The sequence below is a fragment of the Ornithinimicrobium pulveris genome, assembly GCF_050261105.1.
Lineage (GTDB): Bacteria > Actinomycetota > Actinomycetes > Actinomycetales > Dermatophilaceae > Ornithinicoccus.
Genome location: NZ_CP189837.1, coordinates 1,606,785 through 1,624,227, shown reverse-complemented (window position 1 = coordinate 1,624,227; position 17,443 = coordinate 1,606,785). Strand labels below are relative to the sequence as shown.

Below are 17,443 nucleotides of genomic sequence, written 5' to 3'. Positions count from 1 at the left end.
CCGAGAAAGCCATGAAAAATGAACACCAGCACCCACGAGGCCTCCCACGGCTACATCAGCGACAAAGACCGCTACCTGGCCAGGATGAAACGCATCGAAGGACAAGCCCGCGGCATCCACCGCATGATCGACGAGGACACCTACTGCATCGACATCCTCACCCAGATCAGCGCCATGACCTCCGCCCTAGAAAACGTAGCCCTCGCCCTGCTCGATGACCACCTCCAACACTGCGTCACCAGCGCAGTCCGCGAAGGAGGAACCCAAGCAGACACCAAGCTCAAAGAAGCCTCCGCCGCCATCGCCCGACTCGTGAAGTCGTAGGAGAGGTCATGCGCAACGCGTTGAGGAGATCTCGCGGGGTCTGTCCGATGAACGGTGGTTCTGGCGTTCATCTCAGAGGTTCTCCGCGGCCGGCATGCGGTCGGCGAAGGTGACGGCGAAAGCGTTGAGCGCGGGCTTCCACCGCATGGTCCATCGTGCCTGCCCCGTGCCCTTGGGGTCCAGCCCGCGGGTGACCAGGTACAGGCACTTGAGCGCGGCCTGCTCGGTCGGGAAGTGCCCGCGCACGGTGACCGCCCGCCGGTACCTAGCGTGCAAGCTCTCGATGGCGTTGGTGGAGAACAGCACCCGGCGGATCTCCACGTCATAGGCCAGGAAGGGGATGAACTCCTCCCACGCCGCTCTCCACATCCTGGGGATGGCCGGGTAGGGCTTGCCCCACTTCTCCTCCAGCTCCTCGAACGCCGCCCACGCCGCCTCAACCGAGGGTGCGGTGTAGATGCGGCGCAGGTCCTTGGCCAGCTGGTCCCAGTACTTCCGGCTGGCGTAGCGCAGCGTGGCGCGGATGAGGTGGATCACGCAGGCCTGCACGATCGCCTGCGGGAAGACCGCGTTCACGCTGTCCGGCAGGCCCTTGAGGCCGTCGCAGACGATGAAGAACACATCGGCCACGCCGCGGTTCTTCAGGTCAGCCAGGACGTTCATCCAGAACTTCGCGCTCTCACCACCGCCCTGCCCGGCCCACAGCCCCAGGACGTCTCGGCGACCGGCCAGGTCCACGCCGATCGCGGCGTAGAACGGCTGGTTGCCGACCTGGCCGTCGCGGACCTTCCGTAGATCGCGTCGATGAAGATCGCCGCGTACACCGGCTGCAAAGGACGCGAGGCCCAGGCAGCCATCTCCTCCAGCACCTTGTCCGTGATCCTCGAGACCGTGTCCTTGCTGATACTGGCGCCGTACACCTCGTGGAAGTGCGCGGAGATCTCACCGGTCGTCAGGCCCTTGGCGAACAGGCTGATCGCGACCGCGTCCACGTCCGAAAGCCGCCGTTGTCGCTTCTTGACGATCACCGGTTCGAACGTGCCGGCCCGGTCCCGCGGCACCGCGATCGTCACCTCCCCGGCAGCGTCGGTCAGCACCGTCTTAGGCCGGGTGCCGTTGCGGATGTTGCCGTTCCCCGCCGACGGTGCCTGATGCTTCTCGTGGCCGAGGTGCTCGGTCAGCTCCTCCTCCAGCGCGGTCTCCAGGACGGTGGCGGTGATCGACTTGAGCAGCCCGTCCGGGCCGGTCAGGTCCTCACCACGTGCCCGGGCGGCCTTGACCAGCTCCCGGACCGCGGCCTGCTCGGCCTCGCTGCGCGAGGTCGTCTTCTTCACTTCCTTCGGCATCGAGCTCACGCTCGTGATCTTCTCGGTCATCATGTGACCTTCCCCGCCAGCGGTGCCGGCGTGTCAGGCCAGAAACACCGTTTGGCGGACAGTCCCCGACTACGCCGTCGCCCGCGCCCACCTCGACGACGCCCTCGGACTCCTGGCCAACTGCGCCGACATCTACCAACGGTGCGACGACGCCAACCGGCGCCTGTGCAACCAAGCCTTCTTCACCAAGGTCTACATCGACGAAGACAACGAACTCCGCGTCGAGAACAACCGGCCCTTCGAGATGCTCCTTGACCCCGAGGTCAACGCCAATGCCCTCAACTGGACCCAGAACGGCGACAAGGCCCGAACCCCAGCCAACGATTCCATTGGCAAGGGTTCGAGCCTTGTGCGCGGGGTGGACGTGAAGGGACTCGAACCCCTGACCTCTCGCGTGTGAAGCGAGCGCTCTAACCAGCTGAGCTACACGTCCGGATGCGCTGTCGCGCGACTGTGCACTTTAGCCTGTCGTCGGCGCGATCACGAAATTCGGGATCGCACGGACCGCTCAGGGGTCCAGCGTCTCCGCAGCTCGCCGCGTGAAGATCTCCTGAGCCTGGGCGGTCACCGCACCGGGCGCGTCGCCAAGATCGCGGGGGGCATCCAGGGGAGCCGACAGCTCCAGGCCACCCAGCGTCCGGGTGGCCTGCGCCACCTCAACCCGTTCCACGGCGGCGACGTCACGGATGCTTGAGGTCACGAAGATCTCCTCGGCCGTGGCCAGGGCCGTCATCGGGATCTCCCCTTCGACGACCTCGACCCCCTCCTCGCGCAGCCACTCGATGGTCAGTTCCCGCGTCACGCCGGCCAGCGGCCCCTCGGCCAAGGACGGCGTGTGCACGACTCCATCGATCACGACGAAGACGTTGGAGCCGGTGCCCTCGCACAGCCGGCCCTGGGTGTTGGCCAGGAGTGCCTCGGTCGCGCCGAGCCGCTTCGCCTCGGCCAGGGCCACGACATTCTCGGCATAGGAGGTGGTCTTCAGCCCCGCAAGGGCGCTGCGCTCGTTGCGCACCCACGGCACGACCGCGACGGTCGTGATGTGCCCCGGCGGGTCCTGCTCCACCGCGGTCACCAGGTAGGTCGCCGCACCCACGGCCCGGTCGCTGCCCAGCGGTCCCGGTCCGGCTGTCACCGTCCACCGGATCCGGCCGAAGGCGATCGGCCCGACGTCGAGGACCGCCTCCAGACCCAGCTGCACACGAGACCGATCCAGCGGCTCCAGCCCCAGTCCGGCCAGCGAACGGTCCATCCGGTCCAGGTGCCGGGTCAGGGCAAAGATCTGCCCGTCGACCACCTTCGCGGTCTCGAAGACCCCATCCCCCACGGTGATCCCGTGATCCAGCGCGTCGAAGGACGGCCGGCCCTGGACCAGGTGACCGTCGACCCAGACCCGGGGCTGCGGCATACCGGGCGTGGTGGGGTGCGGGGAGTTGCTCATGGGCGCACACTCTGCCACCCGGTGACCCCGGTCACACACCTAGGCTTGGGGTATGCCGTCACCCGTGAGCGCCCTGTATCTCTCCTCCGCCGAATCCCAGTCGGGCAAGTCGGCCCTGGCCGTCGGGCTCCTGGCCGAATTGTGCGCCCGGGGCGGGCGGGTCGGTGTCTTCCGGCCGATCGTGCTCGACCCCACCCACGACCCACTGATCGAGCTGCTGCACCCGCTGTCCACCTCCCCGGTGGGTCCGGAGGCGGGGGTCGGCGTGACCTACGACGAGGTGCACCGCGGCGCCGAGGCCGCCATCGGGCGCGCTGTCGACCGCTTCCACGCCTTCGCCGCCGAGCACGACACGGTGCTGGTGGTCGGCTCGGACTTCACCGGTGTGCCGGCGCCCACCGAGTTCTCGGTCAACGCCGAGATCTCCGCCCACCTGGGCGCGCCGATGGTGCTGATCGTGCCCTGCTTCGACCGCCCGGCCGAGGAGTCGGCGACCGCCGCGCACCTCACGGTGCAGGAGGCGCGGTCCCGGCACGCCGAGGTAGCGGCGGTGATCGCCAACCGGGTGCCGGAGGAGATGGTCGAGGAGATCCGGGGGCAGTTCGAGGAGCGCGTCGGCGGCGATCCCGGCGGCGGCCGCGCCCCCATCGTCTTCACCGTCCCTGGCGACACTCTCCTGAGCGCGCCAACGGTGCACGACCTGATGGGAGCCGCCAACGGCACGCTCCTGCTCGGCGACGACGTGCTCCTCGACCGCGAGGTCACCGGCATGGTGGTGGCCGGCATGACGATGCCGCACGTGCTCGACCGCCTCTTCGAGGGCTGCGTGCTGATCTGCCCAGGAGACCGCGAGGAAGTGCTGATCGCCACGATCCTGGCCCACCGCTCCTCCACCTTCCCCTCACTGGCCGCGGTCGTGCTCAACGGCGGCTTCCTGCCCAGCCCGCAGGTCATGCGCCTGGTCGAGGGCATCGGCGTCGAGCTGCCGATCGTCACCTGCGAGAGCGGCACGATGAGCACTGCGATGGCGATGCATGAGGTGAAAGGTCGGATCGGGACCCGCTCGCACCGCAAGATCGAGCGGGCTCGGTCCCTGGTGCACAACCACGTGGACGTCGATCGGCTGCTCGGTTCCGCCGACGCCGACGCTGCCGCCGGCGCCGAAACCGCGGGCGCGGGCCGCCCGGACCGCGTCGTCACTCCCCTGATGTTCGAGCACGAGCTGACCGCCCGCGCCCGCGCGGCCGATGCGCACATCGTGCTCCCCGAAGGCACCGAGCCCCGCATCCTGCGCGCGGCCGACACCCTCCTGGCCCGAGGTATGGCGCGACTCACCCTGCTGGGGCGCGAGGACGAGGTGCGGGAGCGGGCGTCCTCACTCGGCCTGCACCACACCGTGGACGCGGCTCAGGTGGTCGACCCTCAGACCAGTGAGTGGCGCGACGGCTTCGCCCAGGAGTACGCCCGCCTGCGCGCGCACAAGAACATCAGCCTGGACAACGCGCACGAGATGGTCGCTGACCCGGCCTACTTCGGGACGCTCATGGTCCACCAGGGGTTGGCCGACGGGATGGTGTCAGGCTCGATCACCTCGACAGCGCACACCGTCCGGCCGGCCTTGGAGATCATCCGTACCACACCCGGTGTCTCGGTGGTCTCCAGCGTCTTCTTCATGTGCCTCGCCGACCGGGTGCTGGTCTATGGCGACTGTGCCATCAACCCCGACCCGAGCGCCGAGCAGCTGGCGGACATCGCGATTTCCTCGGCGCAGACCGCCGCCCAGTTCGGGGTCGCGACCCGCGTGGCGATGCTGTCCTACTCCACCGGCGGGTCCGGGGCAGGCGCTGATGTCGACAAGGTGCGGGCCGCCACCGAGCTGGTCCGAGAGCGGGCACCGGAGCTGCTGGTCGAGGGCCCGATCCAGTACGACGCCGCCGTCGACCCCGCCGTGGCCGCGACCAAGCTCAAGGACTCCCCGGTGGCCGGACGCGCGACCGTGCTGATCTTCCCGGACCTCAACACCGGCAACAACACCTACAAGGCCGTCCAGCGCAGCGCCCAGGCAGTCGCGGTCGGGCCGGTCCTGCAGGGGCTGAACGCGCCGGTCAACGATCTGTCCCGCGGCGCGACCGTGCGCGACATCATCAACACCGTGGCCATCACCGGTATCCAGGCGAAGGGCTGATCCGTATGTCGTCCACCCCCACCTCAGCGGTCTTGGTCGTCAACGCCGGGTCCTCCTCGGTGAAGTACCAACTGGTCGACCCCGTCACGGGCGAGGCGACCGCCAAGGGCCTGATCGAGCGGATCGGCCTGCCGCGCGGCGAGGTGCACCACACCGTCGGGGGCACGACCTATGACGAGGTGCTTCCGATCCCCGATCACGCGACGGCGCTGCGACTGCTCACCGCGGCCTTTGCCGAGCACGGCCCCGACCTGGGCGAGATCGACCTGCTCGCGGTGGGGCATCGGGTGGTGCACGGCGGAGCCGACTTCGCCGACCCGACCGTGGTGACGCCCGAGGTGCTGATCACGATCGAGCAGCTGGTGCCGCTTGCGCCCTTGCACAACCCGGGCAACCTGGAGGGCATCCTGGCCGCCCAGCAGGCCTTCCCGGACGTGCCTCAGGTCGCCGTCTTCGACACCGCCTTCCACCAGACCATGCCGCCGGCCGCGTCCACGTATGCCGTTCCTCGCGCCTGGCGGGAGCAGTACCGCGTGCGTCGCTACGGCTTCCACGGGACCTCGCACGCCTACGTCTCCCGCCGGGTCGCAGAGTTGATGGAGCGGCCGCTCGACGAACTGCGCACGGTGGTCCTCCACCTGGGCAATGGCGCCAGCGCGACCGCTGTCGACGGCGGTCGGTCGGTGGACACCTCGATGGGGTTGACTCCGCTCGAAGGGCTGGTCATGGGCACCCGGGGCGGCGACCTCGACCCGGGGGTCGCTGGGCACTTGGCGCGCAGCGGGGGCCTGACGATCGAGGAGGTCGACCGGGCGCTGTCCAAGGAGTCCGGGCTGCTCGGGCTCACCGGGTCGGCCGACTTCCGCGAGGTGCAGCAGCGCCGCGAGGTCGGAGACGCCGACGCAGAGCTCGCCTTCCAGGTCGTCGTCCACCGACTGCTCCACTACGTCGGTGCGTATGCCGCGGTGCTGGGTGGCCTGGACGTGCTCGTCTTCACCGCCGGCGTCGGAGAGAACGACGGTGAGTTGCGTGCCGAGGTGGTCCGTCGCCTCAGCTTCCTGGGTACGGAGCTGGACGAGGCCGCCAACGTCGGGCTCGCTCGTGGCGAGGGCGGTCGGATCAGTACGGAGGACTCCGCCGTGGAGGTGTGGGTCGTGCCGACCAACGAGGAGTGGGAGATCGCCCGCCAGGCGGCCGAGGTCGTCGAGGGACGCTGACCTCTCGCACTCCGCGCGGCACAGTCGTGCGGAGGGTGCGGAGCCGTCGTCCAGGGTGACTGTCCGGCGTGAGTGTCCGGGTGCTCGTCCGGGATTGTCCGGACTCGTGCGGACCTGACGATTCTGCTGCTCGGGCGGCTGTCACTCCCCCCTACGGTGAGCGCACTTCTTCCCTCCTACCTCGAGGACGTGCGCCATGACCCCAGTCCGCCGACAGTTGAGCACCGTGCTGGTCGCTGGCCTCCTCCTGTCCGCCTGCGGCGGCTCCGGCGATGCCGAGGAGACGACCGCTGAGCAGCCCGCAGCTGCCGCGGAGGACAGTGAGCGCGGAGCACGTGCGTGGGATGGACATCCAGCAGCCTGAGGAGGAGTACGTCCCCGCCGAGGGTGAGGAGTTCTTCGTCATCGACCTGGCCTTCATCTCCGGTGACGACACCAACCCACCACCTACCGAGGTGTATCTGGAGTCTGACGGTTCGCGGCGACTGGTGAAGAACGTCTCGGAGACCTCTTTCGGACAGAGCGCCGACACATCTTTCCTGGCCAGCTTGCCCAGTGGCGGAACGGGAGCGTCGCTGCTGATCACCCCGGACGGGCACAGCCAGACGTTCGATCTCGAGACCCTCGAACGGGTCGAGGATCCCCTGACCGACACCTATCTGCGCCGGGTGCTGCGCCAGGACCTGAGCGACGTGGTCTCCCTCGGCCCCGTCCCTGGCGACGAACGAGAGTTCACTGCTGACGTGCGCCTCCGGTCCGCGCGGATCACGCCCCACGTGCCCACGGACATCGGCCCCGAGCGTTGGGCGGACGAGGGACGGATGTGGCTGATCGTCGAGTACGAATACAGCGTGGACTCCGACAAGGCTGGCTGGTCGCTCAGCAACACGACGCTCACCTGGCAGGTCGAGGACGAGCCGCAGGTCAACCAGGAAGGGCGCTGGTGGAACCAGCGGCGTCACGTGATCTTTGACGTCCCGGCGGAGATGGAGAAAGTCGAGATCTCGGTGGCGCTCGTGGCTGAGGTCAACGAGTTGGTCGCTGGAGCCTCGGTCAAGACGTTCAGCCCGAAAGACTTCGAGGTCACCTTCGGTCAGTGACGGATCGGCGCGGTGCCCGACGGGCTTCAGCGCAGACGGCGCGCGGGGCCGCTCGGCACGGCCTCCAGCAGGTGCGGGGCCTCCAGCCCCTGATCGGTGAAGGCGCCCACGACCGCCTCGGCGATCAACTCGGCCTCCTCACGGCGCACCAGAGCAATGGCGGATCCCCCAAAACCGCCACCGGTCATCCGGGCCCCGGCGGCACCTGCGTCGATCGCGGCGTCCACCGCGAGGTCGAGCTCTCGGCAGGAGACCTCGTAGTCATCGCGCAACGACCGGTGCGAGGCGGTCATCAACTCACCGACGGTGGCTGCGTCCTGCTCCCGCAGACCTGACACCAGCTCCAGCACGCGAGCGTTCTCGGTCACCACGTGACGGACCCGGGCCGCCCCGTCCGGGATCTGGGCGAGCAGCGCGCGCACCTGCCCGTCGAGCAACTGCTCGGTCGTGACCTCCCGCAGAGAACGCACGCCGAGCGTCGCGGCGGCAACCTCGCAGGTCTGTCGGCGAACGGCATACTGGCCGTCGGCGAGCGTGTGGTGGGCACGGGTGTCGATGACCAGGACCTCGTGGTCGGGCAGTGTCCAGGCGACCGGGACCACGGAGAAGTCCTGGCAGTCGAGCAGGACCAGGTGGCCGTCGACGGCGCGCATCGCGATGGTCTGGTCCATCCCGCCGGTGGCGGCGCCGGCCACCTCGTTCTCGGCCCGGATGCAGGCGGCAGCGACGTCTGCGGGGTCGAGCTGCGCCAGGGCAGGCACCAGATCGCGCAGCGCCAACCCGGCCGCGCAGGACAGCGCCGCAGAGGAGGACAGGCCGGCACCGAGCGGCACGTGGCCGTCGACGAGAACGTCCGCGCCGAGTTCCCCCGCGCCGGCCTGCTCGGCGAAGATCGCGGCGACGCCTGCGACATACGCGGGCCAGCCAGGCGGACGCCCCAGGCGCACGTCCTCGACCCGGCCCTCCCAGCCATGGCTCTTCTGCACCGAGCCGATCCGCAGGATGCCGTCATCGCGCGCGGAGACCGCGGCGTAGGTGCGGTGGGGCAGGGCGAGCGGGAGGCAGTAGCCGTTGTTGTAGTCGGTGTGCTCGCCGATCAGGTTGACCCGACCCGGTGCGGCCCAGACGCCATCTGGGAGGCGGCCCAGCCGCGCGGTGAACCGGCTGCTGAGGGCCTCCGCAGTGGCGTCGTCGTCGGCGGGTGGCAGCCAGGTGAGGTCGGGCATGCGCGCCAGCCTATGTCTCGCGAGCCGAGCCTCGCGGGCGGCTCCACTGTTCATTCGCCGGACACCCCGGCGTCATCCTGGCCGCCTAGGCTCACCAGACGTCGTCAGGAGGCACGCGTTGTCCAAAGAACTCGAGTTCATCAAGGGCGTGGACAAGCTCCACGCCTTCTATACCGAGCATGTCCGGATGTTGGCGCACGCCTACGACCTCACCGATGAGGAGGCGGCCATGATGCTGGACCGGATGGACTTCAAGAATGTGGCTCGGTCGATCCTGCACCCCCCGCGCGTCGACCTCTTCGAGCCGCCGCCCGAGCTCTGAGGCGCGCTCCCCACGGACTCCAAGGGGCCCACGTCCGCACGGACTCTCAGCCTTTGGAGCCGGTGGTCGCGATGCCGGCGACGAAGTGCCGTTGCCCCAAGAAGAACAGGATGAGATGCCGAAACGCACGATCTCCTTCGGCGAGTGATCCGCTTACCCGTCGCACCAGGCTTCATGTTGTGCCCACTTCCGGTCGCTTTCGCCACCGACCTGCGGCGAACTGGTTCGCATGCTCCTCAGCATCAGCACGCCCAGATACCCCCCTGCGGGTGCGCCCGAAGGGGTGGGGATTGCTGGCAGGTCAGTTTCGCAGCGTCGCTTAGAGTTGAGGGTTGTGAGAGCAGTCAAGATCGCCATCGTCAACGATTACGAAATCGTCGTCCAGGGCCTGGCCCGGATGCTGGCGCCCTTTGCTGACCGGATTGAGGTCGTGCACACGCAGGTGCGTGATGAGCCGGACTCCCCCGTCGATGTCACGCTCTTTGACACCTTCGGGCGCACCGAGGTGGGCAACCCTGAGGTGGAGCAGCTGATCGCCTCATCAACGGCGGGCCGGGTGGTGGTCTACACCTGGAAGTGCGACGAGACGTTGGTCCGCGAGTCGCTGTCGAAGGGCTGCGCCGGCTACCTGACCAAGACCATGACGCCCGAGTCCTTGGTCGCCGCCATCGAGGGGATCGCTGCTGGTGAGGTCGTCGTTCCCACGCCGCCAGCCAACGAGGAGACGTTGCCCGTGCAGGGCGAGTGGCCCGGTGCCCAGCACGGACTCTCGGCACGTGAAGCCGAGATGATCTCCCTCATCACCCAGGGGCTGACCAACGACGACATCTCCCGGACCGTGTACCTCTCGCCGAACACCGTCAAGAGCTACATCCGCACGGCCTACCGCAAGATCGGGGTGACCCGACGCTCGGAGGCGGTCCGCTGGGGCATGGAGCACAACATGCTCCCCGACCGCGACCGCTGACGCGGCCTGCGATCAGGCGGCGACGCCCCCATTCACTAGGCTCGGCGTGATGAGCACCGTCACCAGCGTTGAGGGCTTCCGTCCGCGCGGACGCCTCGTGTCCTCCCCTGCCATGCTGCAGCCGGACGGCACCCTCGCGGCCGGCTGGGTGGAGGAGCTGGGCGGGATGATCACCGACCTGGGCACGGGAGCGGCGCCGGGGCCGGTCGAGGTGGACACGGCATACCTCATCCCGGGGTTCGTCGACGTGCATTGCCACGGCGGCGGCGGGCACACCTTCGCGACCGCTGACCCGAGGGAGGTGGCCGCGGCGGCCACGCTGCATCGCCGGCATGGCACGACCCACGTCATGGCCTCCCTGGTGACAGCCTCGATCGATGAACTTGAGCGGCAGGTGCAGTGTCTGGTCCCGCTGGTCGACAACGCGACGGTGGCGGGAATCCACCTGGAGGGACCGTGGCTGAGCCCGCTGCACCGGGGTGCCCATGACCCGGAGCTCCTCACCCAGCCGCGCCTGGAGGATGTGGAACGGCTGCTCATGGCGGCCGACGGGAAGCTCACGATGGTGACCATCGCTCCCGAGCTGCCCGGAGCGATGGAGGCCATCGACCTGCTGACTCGCTCCGGCGTGGTGGTGGCGATCGGGCACACGGACGCGGACGAAGTGCAGTTTCGGGCGGCAGTGGAGGCGGGGGCCCGCCAGGTGACGCATCTGTGCAACGCGATGCGGCCGATCCACCACCGTTCCCCCGGGCCGATCGTCGCCGCGCTGGCCGATGACCGGGTCGCGGTGGAGCTCATCGCCGACGGTGTGCACGTGCATCCGGCGGTGCTGGAGCTCCTCAGCCGGAGCGCTCGGTCCCAGGTGCTGCTGGTGACCGACGCGATGGCAGCGGCGGGGTCCGCTGATGGTGCGTATCAACTGGGGTCGCTGGCGGTGGACGTCGTGGACGGCGTGGCCCGCCTAGCCGGGGGCGGGTCCATCGCGGGCAGCACGTTGACGATGGACCGGGCGGTGCGGACCGCGGTGGCCAGCGGGGTGCCGGTGGGGCGGGCGCTGGATGCCGCAACGCGGCTGCCGGCGATCGCGATGGGCTGGGAGGCCGGTGAGCTGAAGGTCGGGTCTGATGACTGGCTCGCCCTGGACGCGGACCTGCGGGTTGTGGACCTGGCGTGATCGCTGGCCGAGCTAGGTCAGTCCTGCTCCGATCTCGGCGGGGTTGTCCACCACCGTGCGCACCGCGAGCCGCGCTGGGACACCCGTCGTGGGCTCGGGGATCTGGGTCCTGGTGACGGGCGCGTAGGTCTCGGCGCGGGCGGTCAGCGCCCTCAGGCCGGTCACTCGAACATGCACAACGGGCGAATCCGCCCTCTCAGAGCGCAAATCGAACGTTGTGCACGTCCGAAAGGCCAGCGGGTGCCAGGACTCCCCCTCAAACGACCAAGCCCCTGACCGCGTTTCCGCTGGTCAGGGGCTGTGTCGTGCTGGTGGGCGATACTGGGTTTGAACCAGTGACCTCTTCCGTGTCAAGGAAGCGCGCTACCACTGCGCCAATCGCCCGAGCGTTGTGCGTGACTGTACGTGAGTTGCGAGGTGGCGACGGGATTTGAACCCGTGTAGACGGCTTTGCAGGCCGTTGCCTCGCCTCTCGGCCACGCCACCATGAGGCATCTGGTGGTTGTGCCTCAGAGCGGACGACCGGGCTCGAACCGGCGACCTCAACCTTGGCAAGGTTGCGCTCTACCAACTGAGCTACGTCCGCCTGCGTCACCGTGTTGGTGGCGCGAGAGAAAACATTAACCCACCACTCCCCCGGTGCCAAATCCGCAGGTCGGCGTGTCCCGATCGCTTCAGCGAGGGCCCGGTATGCCGTCCATTCCGGCGATGTCGTCGGCCTCTTCGTCGTCGGTCGCGGGACGCTGGCGAGCGGCCCGCTCGGCCCGGCGCTGCTCGCGAGAGAGGCGACGCTCCTCCCACCACTCGCTGGCCCGAGCGCGGGGGCCGCGGTACTCCGGTGGCGGCCACAACCGGCGGATGGCGGCGTTCAGCGAGGCGCCGACCATGACGGCGAAGGCGAGGAAGTACAGATAGACCATCAGGATGATCGGCACCGTGAGCGGGCCGAAGAGCGAGAAGCCCCCCGCCGCCGACTCGGCCCACCGTCGGATCACGATGGAGCTGACCACCCAGAAGACGACCGTGAGGACGGCACCCGGCAGGTCTCGAAAGTAGGGCGAGCGCTCCGGGGTGGCCACATGGAAGAGCCCTGTGAGGCTGACGATGCCGAGCACTCCCACCAGCGGCCAGTACAGCTCCACCAGCCAGTCCAGCTCGTTCGGCAGCCAGCGCAACAGATACCCAGGCCCGATGAGCAGCAGGGGTAGCGTCAGCCCCATGACGAACATCGTCATGACGTAGGACGTGAGCGACAGGATCCGCGCCATGATCGGGCTGCGGTCCCCGCCCTGGCCGTACATGATCGAGATCGTCTCGAGGAAGATGTGCAGCGCCCGGGATCCGGACCAGAGGGCGATCAGGAAGCCCACGGACAGGATGTCCGCTCGGCCGACAGACAGCGTCTGCTGGAAGGTCGGCATGATCACTTCCTCCACCGTCTCCGGCGTGAGGAAGGTCAGCGACCAGGTCTCCAGCGCGCCGCTGATCCTGGCCAGGGTGTCGTCCCCGAGCCACTGGCCCGCGAAACCCGCCCCGGCCACGAGCGCCAGCAGCAGCGGAGGCAGCGAGAGCAGCAGGAAGAAGGCAGCCTCGGCCGCCAACCCGGTCGCGCGATAGCGGAAGGCGACCATCACGGTCTCCACGATCAGGCGCGCCAGCGGCACCGCCCCCGGGATCACCGCCAGGACGCGCCGCGCACGCTGCCGCGTGGAGAGGCCCTCGGTCACAGCACTCACCGTAGACTCTTGCCTCGGCGACAACGAGGTCCCACGCCCCACCCCCGACCGAAAGGGACCCATGGACGTCTGGCCCGGTAGCGCCTACCCCCTCGGCGCGACCTTCGATGGACGCGGCGTCAACTTCGCCCTCTTCTCCGAGCACGCGACCGCCGTCGACCTGTGCCTCATCGGCGAACGCGCTCGCGAGGTCGTCGTTCCCCTCACCGAGGTCGACGCCCACGTCTGGCACGGCTACATCCCCAACTGCCAGCCCGGGCAGCGCTACGGCTACCGCGTGCATGGCCCCCACGATCCCGAGCACGGGCACCGGTTCAACCCGCACAAGCTCCTGCTCGACCCCTACGCCAAGGCGGTCTCCGGGCAGATCCGCGGGCACCAGGGCCTCTTCGGCTACGACTTCGGCGAGCCGAACTCCTTCAACACCGACGACTCCGCGCCGCACACGATGCTCTCGGTCGTGGTCAACCCGTTCTTCGACTGGGGCTATGACCGCCCGCCCCGGCATGCGTATGCCGATTCCGTCATCTATGAGGCCCACGTCCGCGGGTTGACCATGAACCACCCCGACGTGCCGCCGGAGATCCGCGGCACCTACGCCGGTGTCGCCCACCCCGCGGTCATCGACCACCTCACCTCCCTCGGGGTGACGGCGATCGAGCTGCTCCCGGTCCACCAGTTCGTGGACGACCCGCACCTGCAGGACAAGGGGTTGTCCAACTACTGGGGGTACAACACGATCGGGTTCCTGGCCCCGCACAACGGCTACTCGGCATACGGGCACCGCGGCCAGCAGGTCACCGAGTTCAAGTCGATGGTCAAGGCGCTGCACGAGGCGGACATCGAGGTCATCCTCGATGTCGTCTACAACCACACGGCCGAGGGCAACCACCTGGGCCCGACGCTGTCCTTCCGTGGCATCGACAACGCCAGCTACTACCGGCTGGTCGAGGCCGACAAGGCGCACTACTACGACACCACGGGCACGGGCAACAGCCTGCTCATGCGCAACCCGCATGTGCTGCAGCTGATCATGGACTCGCTGCGCTACTGGGTGACCGAGATGCACGTGGACGGCTTCCGGTTCGACCTAGCCGCCACCCTGGCCCGTCAGTTCCACGAGGTCGACAAGCTGTCCGCCTTCTTCGACCTGGTCCAGCAGGACCCGGTGATCTCGCAGGTCAAGCTGATCGCCGAGCCCTGGGACCTCGGCGGCGGCGGCTACCAGGTCGGCAACTTCCCTCCGCTGTGGACCGAGTGGAATGGCAAGTACCGCGACACCGTCCGGGACTTCTGGCGCGGCAAGCCAGCCACCATGGCCGAGTTCGCCAGCCGACTTACCGGCTCCTCCGACCTCTACGAGCACAGCGGCCGCCGACCGATCGCCTCGGTCAACTTCATCACCGCCCACGACGGCTTCACGCTGCGGGACCTGGTGTCCTACAACGAGAAGCACAACGACGCCAATGCCGAGGGAGGGATGGACGGCGAGTCGCACAACCGCTCCTTCAACCACGGCGCCGAGGGGCCGACCGACGACCCGCAGATCAACGCCCTACGCCTGCGCCAGCAGAAGAACTTCCTGGCCACCCTGCTGCTCTCCCAGGGCGTGCCGATGCTGGCCCACGGCGATGAGATGGGCCGCACCCAGCTGGGCAACAACAACGTCTACTGCCAGGACAACGAGCTGTCCTGGATGGACTGGGATCTCGGTCCCGAGGACGCCGAGCTGCTCGACTTCACGGCCAGCGTGATCCGGCTGCGCCGCGACCACCCCGTCTTCCGGCGTCGCCGCTTCTTCGCCGGCGATGCCGACCACGGTGGGCAGAGCGAGCTCGGCGACATCGTCTGGTACACCGCTGACGGTGAGGTGATGACCTCGGCGGACTGGCTGACCCACGAGCAGGCCGTGATCGTCTTCCTCAACGGCGAGGCGATCCCGGACAAGGACGAGCGCGGACGCCCGGTCGTGGACGACCACTTCCTGCTGCTCTTCAACGGTCACCACGAGACCGTGCCCTTCACGGTGCCGTCGGGCATCGACGCGACGACCTGGCGGGTCGTGGTCGACACCAGCGGCGACGACGTGGACGACGACCTGCCGTGGGTGACCGGCGAGACCTACGAAATGCCGCCGCGCGCGGTGGTGGTCCTGCAGGCCACCCCGCAACCGGAGCTGCTTGCCGACTGAGCGTCAGGTGCGGGCCAGCCGCTCCTTCTCGTGCTCGACGTCGAAGTCTGCCTTCGGCCAGCCCAGGTCGAGGGCGCGCAGGTGCTCAAGCAGCAGCTGCTGGACGGCGAGGCGGGCGTACCAGCGCCGATCCGCCGGCACCACGAACCAGGGCGCCGCGTCCGTGCTGCACCGCTCCAGCGCCTCCTGGTAGGCCTCCTGGTAGGCGGGCCAGTGCTTGCGCTCGTCGATGTCACCGGGGTTGAACTTCCAGTGCTTGTCATCGCGGTCCAGCCGACGCGCGAGCCGGTCCTTCTGCTCGTCGGAGGAGATGTGGAGCATCACCTTGATGACGGTGACTTCGTCGTCCACCAGTCCCTGCTCGAAGTCGTTGATCGTGGAGTAGCGACGGGCCCACTGCTGCGGCGGCACGAGGTCGTGCACCCGCACGATGAGCACGTCCTCGTAGTGCGAGCGGTCGAAGACGCCGATGATGCCGGGCTCGGGCAGCCGCTTGCGGATGCGCCACAGGAAGGGATGACTCAGCTCTTCGGCGGTCGGCTGCTTGAAGGCGGTGATCTGCACGCCCTGCGGGTCGACCAGGCCGACGACGTGACGCATGATGCCGCCCTTGCCCGAGGTGTCCATGCCCTGGACCACGAGGAGCACGCGGCGCCGGGAGTCACCGCCCACGCTGGCGGCATACATCTTCTCCTGCAGCGTGGACAGTTCGTCGTCGTAGTCGGCCAGCGCCGCCTGCCCGTCCTTCTTCTTCCCGTCGAAGGCGGGGGTCGCCCGGGTGTCCAGGTCGGCCAGCACGAAACCCTCACTCACCTTCAGCGCGTCGGTGAACGGCGTCGCCGAGGGCTGGGATCCCTTGTCGGACTTGTTCTTACTCTTCTTCGCCATCGACCGATGATGCCACGGCGGGTGGGTCGAACGCCCGCGTTAGAGTCACCTCGTGCCACCCCGGGACTGCCAGAGCCGCAAGGCCCACGCCCTCGCCCATCTCGCCCGCGAACGGGCGCATGTGTGGGTCTCCACGGCCTCTCCCCGCGGGCTGCCGTCCCTGATCCCGATGTCGTATGCCGTACTGAACGGCCGGGTGCTCGTGTGCACCGGGGCAGGGTCGGCCACCTCGCGCAACCTGCAGGCCGGCAGCACCGTCCGGCTGGCCTTCGGCCAGACCCATGACGTGGTCCTCATCACCGGCCGGGTCGAGGCTCACCACACTGTCGCCGAGGCGCCCGCCGAGATCCGGGACCAGTTTGCCCGCCAGGCCGACTGGGATCCGCAGCTGAGCGAGGGAGACTTCCGCTACTTCGTGCTCGAGCCTCGCACGGTCGCCGTCTGGGCGGAGATCGAGGAGCACGACGGCAAGACCGTGATGAAGGACGGGGTCTGGACATGCTGACGCAGGAGCCGACCGACCGGCCAGGCACTCCCCTGCCCCCACACCTGCTCGGCGTCATCAACCTGATGAACGAGAAGCCCGACGTCCTGCGCTACGCCGACTCCCCCGAGGCTGCCCTCCGACTGGCCGAGGAGTATCGCGCCGCCGGGTTCACCGCCGTCGACCTCGGCGCCCAGTCCTCGCACTATGGCGTGCGCCGGATCGATAAGGATCAGGAGCTGGCGGTCCTCCTTCCGGTGGTGCGGGCTCTCGTGGCCGAGGAGCACAGCGTGTGCATCGAGACCTCCCGCGCCGAGGTGATCCGGGCCGCTTGTGGCGAGGGCGCCAGCATCGTCAATCTCAGCGGTGGGCTGTTCCGGGACGACGTCCAGGCCGCCCTCGCCGAGACCAGGCCCAGCGTCATCACCGCTTTCACGCCGCGGGACTCCACGACCGAGGTCCACGACCTCGACATCGAGTCCGATCTGTCCGCCCGCCTCGCCGACGGCCTGCGCTCCAACCTCCGGCTGCTCCACGACCTGGGTGTCGAGGAGGTCATCGCTGACGCTGGCATCGGCTTCTCGTATCCCGTGCCCTACAGCGAGTTCCGGCACTACCAGGTCTCCGCGATCCGCCGCACCCGTGAGCTCGCCGCCGCGGTCGGTGCTCCGCTGCTCGTGGCAGTGCCACGACTTCCGGACCTGTGGATCACGGTCACCTTCGCCGCACTCTCGGTCGAGCACGGGGCCGATCTGCTGCGCTGCCACGACCCCGACGTCGCCAAGGTCGTCAGCCTGCTGACCTGACGG

16 protein-coding genes, 4 tRNA genes and 1 pseudogene are annotated in these 17,443 nt (G+C 68.7%); 11 read left to right on the top strand and 10 right to left on the bottom strand.

Annotated elements, in window-relative coordinates; genetic code table 11:
- Positions 1-18 precede the first annotated feature (18 nt).
- Entirely contained in the window at positions 19-324 is a 306-nt protein-coding gene (locus ACQBAT_RS07465; protein ID WP_420748707.1) for a metal-sensitive transcriptional regulator, read from the top strand.
- Between the two features lie 72 nt (positions 325-396).
- On the opposite strand, the pseudogene ACQBAT_RS07460 reads toward ACQBAT_RS07465, so the two are convergent.
- The 3 genes and pseudogenes from ACQBAT_RS07460 to ACQBAT_RS07450 all read right to left on the bottom strand — a co-directional run bounded on the left by ACQBAT_RS07460 (position 397) and on the right by ACQBAT_RS07450 (position 3,141).
- Positions 397-1,670: pseudogene (locus ACQBAT_RS07460) on the bottom strand (IS256 family transposase).
- Between the two features lie 389 nt (positions 1,671-2,059).
- Positions 2,060-2,133: transfer RNA gene (locus tag ACQBAT_RS07455), tRNA-Val, on the bottom strand.
- Between the two features lie 75 nt (positions 2,134-2,208).
- Complete coding sequence (locus ACQBAT_RS07450; protein ID WP_420748706.1) at positions 2,209-3,141, bottom strand: aminotransferase class IV; 933 nt, start codon at positions 3,139-3,141, stop codon at positions 2,209-2,211.
- Positions 3,142-3,193: 52 nt separating this feature from the next.
- Between ACQBAT_RS07450 and pta the strand changes: the two genes are divergently transcribed.
- The 4 genes from pta to ACQBAT_RS07430 all read left to right on the top strand — a co-directional run bounded on the left by pta (position 3,194) and on the right by ACQBAT_RS07430 (position 7,643).
- Positions 3,194-5,326, top strand: coding sequence for a phosphate acetyltransferase (gene pta, locus ACQBAT_RS07445; RefSeq protein WP_420748705.1), 2,133 nt, complete (start codon positions 3,194-3,196; stop codon positions 5,324-5,326).
- A 5-nt stretch (positions 5,327-5,331) separates the two neighbouring features.
- Positions 5,332-6,543, top strand: coding sequence for an acetate/propionate family kinase (locus tag ACQBAT_RS07440; protein WP_420748704.1), 1,212 nt, complete (start codon positions 5,332-5,334; stop codon positions 6,541-6,543).
- Positions 6,544-6,739: 196 nt separating this feature from the next.
- Positions 6,740-6,907 (top strand): hypothetical protein, encoded by a 168-nt coding sequence (locus ACQBAT_RS07435; RefSeq protein WP_420748703.1) that lies wholly within the window; start codon positions 6,740-6,742, stop codon positions 6,905-6,907.
- Positions 6,888-7,643, top strand: a complete 756-nt coding sequence (locus tag ACQBAT_RS07430; protein ID WP_420748702.1) for a hypothetical protein — start codon at positions 6,888-6,890, stop codon at positions 7,641-7,643. Before ACQBAT_RS07435 ends, ACQBAT_RS07430 begins: the two co-directional genes overlap by 20 nt.
- Before the next feature lie 26 nt (positions 7,644-7,669).
- On the opposite strand, the gene galK is transcribed toward ACQBAT_RS07430, so the two are convergent.
- Positions 7,670-8,869: a galactokinase gene (galK, locus tag ACQBAT_RS07425; RefSeq protein WP_420748701.1), complete on the bottom strand. Its 1,200-nt coding sequence runs from the start codon at positions 8,867-8,869 to the stop codon at positions 7,670-7,672.
- 118 nt (positions 8,870-8,987) lie between these two features.
- On the opposite strand from galK, the gene ACQBAT_RS07420 reads away from it, so the two are divergent.
- From ACQBAT_RS07420 to ACQBAT_RS07410, 3 genes are all read left to right on the top strand, one after another.
- Complete coding sequence (locus ACQBAT_RS07420) at positions 8,988-9,191, top strand: hypothetical protein (protein WP_420748700.1); 204 nt, start codon at positions 8,988-8,990, stop codon at positions 9,189-9,191.
- A 334-nt stretch (positions 9,192-9,525) separates the two neighbouring features.
- A complete protein-coding gene (locus tag ACQBAT_RS07415) occupies positions 9,526-10,158 on the top strand; it encodes a LuxR C-terminal-related transcriptional regulator (RefSeq protein WP_420748699.1) in 633 nt (210 codons plus the stop codon).
- A 49-nt stretch (positions 10,159-10,207) separates the two neighbouring features.
- Positions 10,208-11,335 carry an N-acetylglucosamine-6-phosphate deacetylase gene (locus ACQBAT_RS07410; RefSeq protein ID WP_420748698.1) on the top strand — a complete coding sequence of 376 codons (1,128 nt, stop codon included), beginning with the start codon at positions 10,208-10,210 and terminating at the stop codon, positions 11,333-11,335.
- A 12-nt stretch (positions 11,336-11,347) separates the two neighbouring features.
- Here ACQBAT_RS07410 and ACQBAT_RS07405 read toward each other — a convergent pair whose 3' ends face one another.
- From ACQBAT_RS07405 to ACQBAT_RS07385, 5 genes are all read right to left on the bottom strand, one after another.
- Positions 11,348-11,500, bottom strand: coding sequence for a hypothetical protein (locus ACQBAT_RS07405; protein WP_420748697.1), 153 nt, complete (start codon positions 11,498-11,500; stop codon positions 11,348-11,350).
- Between the two features lie 144 nt (positions 11,501-11,644).
- Positions 11,645-11,719: transfer RNA gene (locus tag ACQBAT_RS07400), tRNA-Val, on the bottom strand.
- Positions 11,720-11,750: 31 nt separating this feature from the next.
- Positions 11,751-11,821: transfer RNA gene (locus ACQBAT_RS07395), tRNA-Cys, on the bottom strand.
- Positions 11,822-11,848: 27 nt separating this feature from the next.
- A tRNA-Gly gene (locus ACQBAT_RS07390) sits at positions 11,849-11,921 on the bottom strand.
- A gap of 88 nt (positions 11,922-12,009) precedes the next feature.
- Positions 12,010-13,062 (bottom strand): YihY/virulence factor BrkB family protein, encoded by a 1,053-nt coding sequence (locus ACQBAT_RS07385; protein ID WP_420748696.1) that lies wholly within the window; start codon positions 13,060-13,062, stop codon positions 12,010-12,012.
- Between the two features lie 70 nt (positions 13,063-13,132).
- Here ACQBAT_RS07385 and glgX point away from each other — a divergent pair, with 70 nt between their 5' ends.
- Positions 13,133-15,262: a glycogen debranching protein GlgX gene (gene glgX / locus ACQBAT_RS07380; protein WP_420748695.1), complete on the top strand. Its 2,130-nt coding sequence runs from the start codon at positions 13,133-13,135 to the stop codon at positions 15,260-15,262.
- A gap of 3 nt (positions 15,263-15,265) precedes the next feature.
- On the opposite strand, the gene ACQBAT_RS07375 is transcribed toward glgX, so the two are convergent.
- Positions 15,266-16,150, bottom strand: coding sequence for a PPK2 family polyphosphate kinase (locus tag ACQBAT_RS07375; RefSeq protein ID WP_420748694.1), 885 nt, complete (start codon positions 16,148-16,150; stop codon positions 15,266-15,268).
- Between the two features lie 52 nt (positions 16,151-16,202).
- Here ACQBAT_RS07375 and ACQBAT_RS07370 point away from each other — a divergent pair, with 52 nt between their 5' ends.
- Entirely contained in the window at positions 16,203-16,655 is a 453-nt protein-coding gene (locus tag ACQBAT_RS07370) for a pyridoxamine 5'-phosphate oxidase family protein (protein ID WP_420748693.1), read from the top strand.
- Complete coding sequence (locus ACQBAT_RS07365) at positions 16,649-17,440, top strand: dihydropteroate synthase (protein ID WP_420748692.1); 792 nt, start codon at positions 16,649-16,651, stop codon at positions 17,438-17,440. The genes ACQBAT_RS07370 and ACQBAT_RS07365 overlap by 7 nt, the downstream gene beginning before the upstream one ends.
- Positions 17,441-17,443 lie beyond the last annotated feature (3 nt).

Bases quoted from the DNA above. Each gene is read 5' to 3' on its own strand.
- ACQBAT_RS07465 (WP_420748707.1), top strand. From the start codon at position 19: ATGAACACCAGCACCCACGAGGCCTCCCACGGCTACATCAGCGACAAA.
- galK (WP_420748701.1), bottom strand. From the start codon at position 8,869: ATGCCCGACCTCACCTGGCTGCCACCCGCCGACGACGACGCCACTGCG.
- ACQBAT_RS07430 (WP_420748702.1), top strand. From the start codon at position 6,888: ATGGACATCCAGCAGCCTGAGGAGGAGTACGTCCCCGCCGAGGGTGAG.
- pta (WP_420748705.1), top strand. From the start codon at position 3,194: ATGCCGTCACCCGTGAGCGCCCTGTATCTCTCCTCCGCCGAATCCCAG.
- ACQBAT_RS07410 (WP_420748698.1), top strand. From the start codon at position 10,208: ATGAGCACCGTCACCAGCGTTGAGGGCTTCCGTCCGCGCGGACGCCTC.
- ACQBAT_RS07450 (WP_420748706.1), bottom strand. From the start codon at position 3,141: ATGAGCAACTCCCCGCACCCCACCACGCCCGGTATGCCGCAGCCCCGG.
- glgX (WP_420748695.1), top strand. From the start codon at position 13,133: ATGGACGTCTGGCCCGGTAGCGCCTACCCCCTCGGCGCGACCTTCGAT.
- ACQBAT_RS07365 (WP_420748692.1), top strand. From the start codon at position 16,649: ATGCTGACGCAGGAGCCGACCGACCGGCCAGGCACTCCCCTGCCCCCA.
- ACQBAT_RS07440 (WP_420748704.1), top strand. From the start codon at position 5,332: ATGTCGTCCACCCCCACCTCAGCGGTCTTGGTCGTCAACGCCGGGTCC.
- ACQBAT_RS07375 (WP_420748694.1), bottom strand. From the start codon at position 16,150: ATGGCGAAGAAGAGTAAGAACAAGTCCGACAAGGGATCCCAGCCCTCG.
- ACQBAT_RS07435 (WP_420748703.1), top strand. From the start codon at position 6,740: ATGACCCCAGTCCGCCGACAGTTGAGCACCGTGCTGGTCGCTGGCCTC.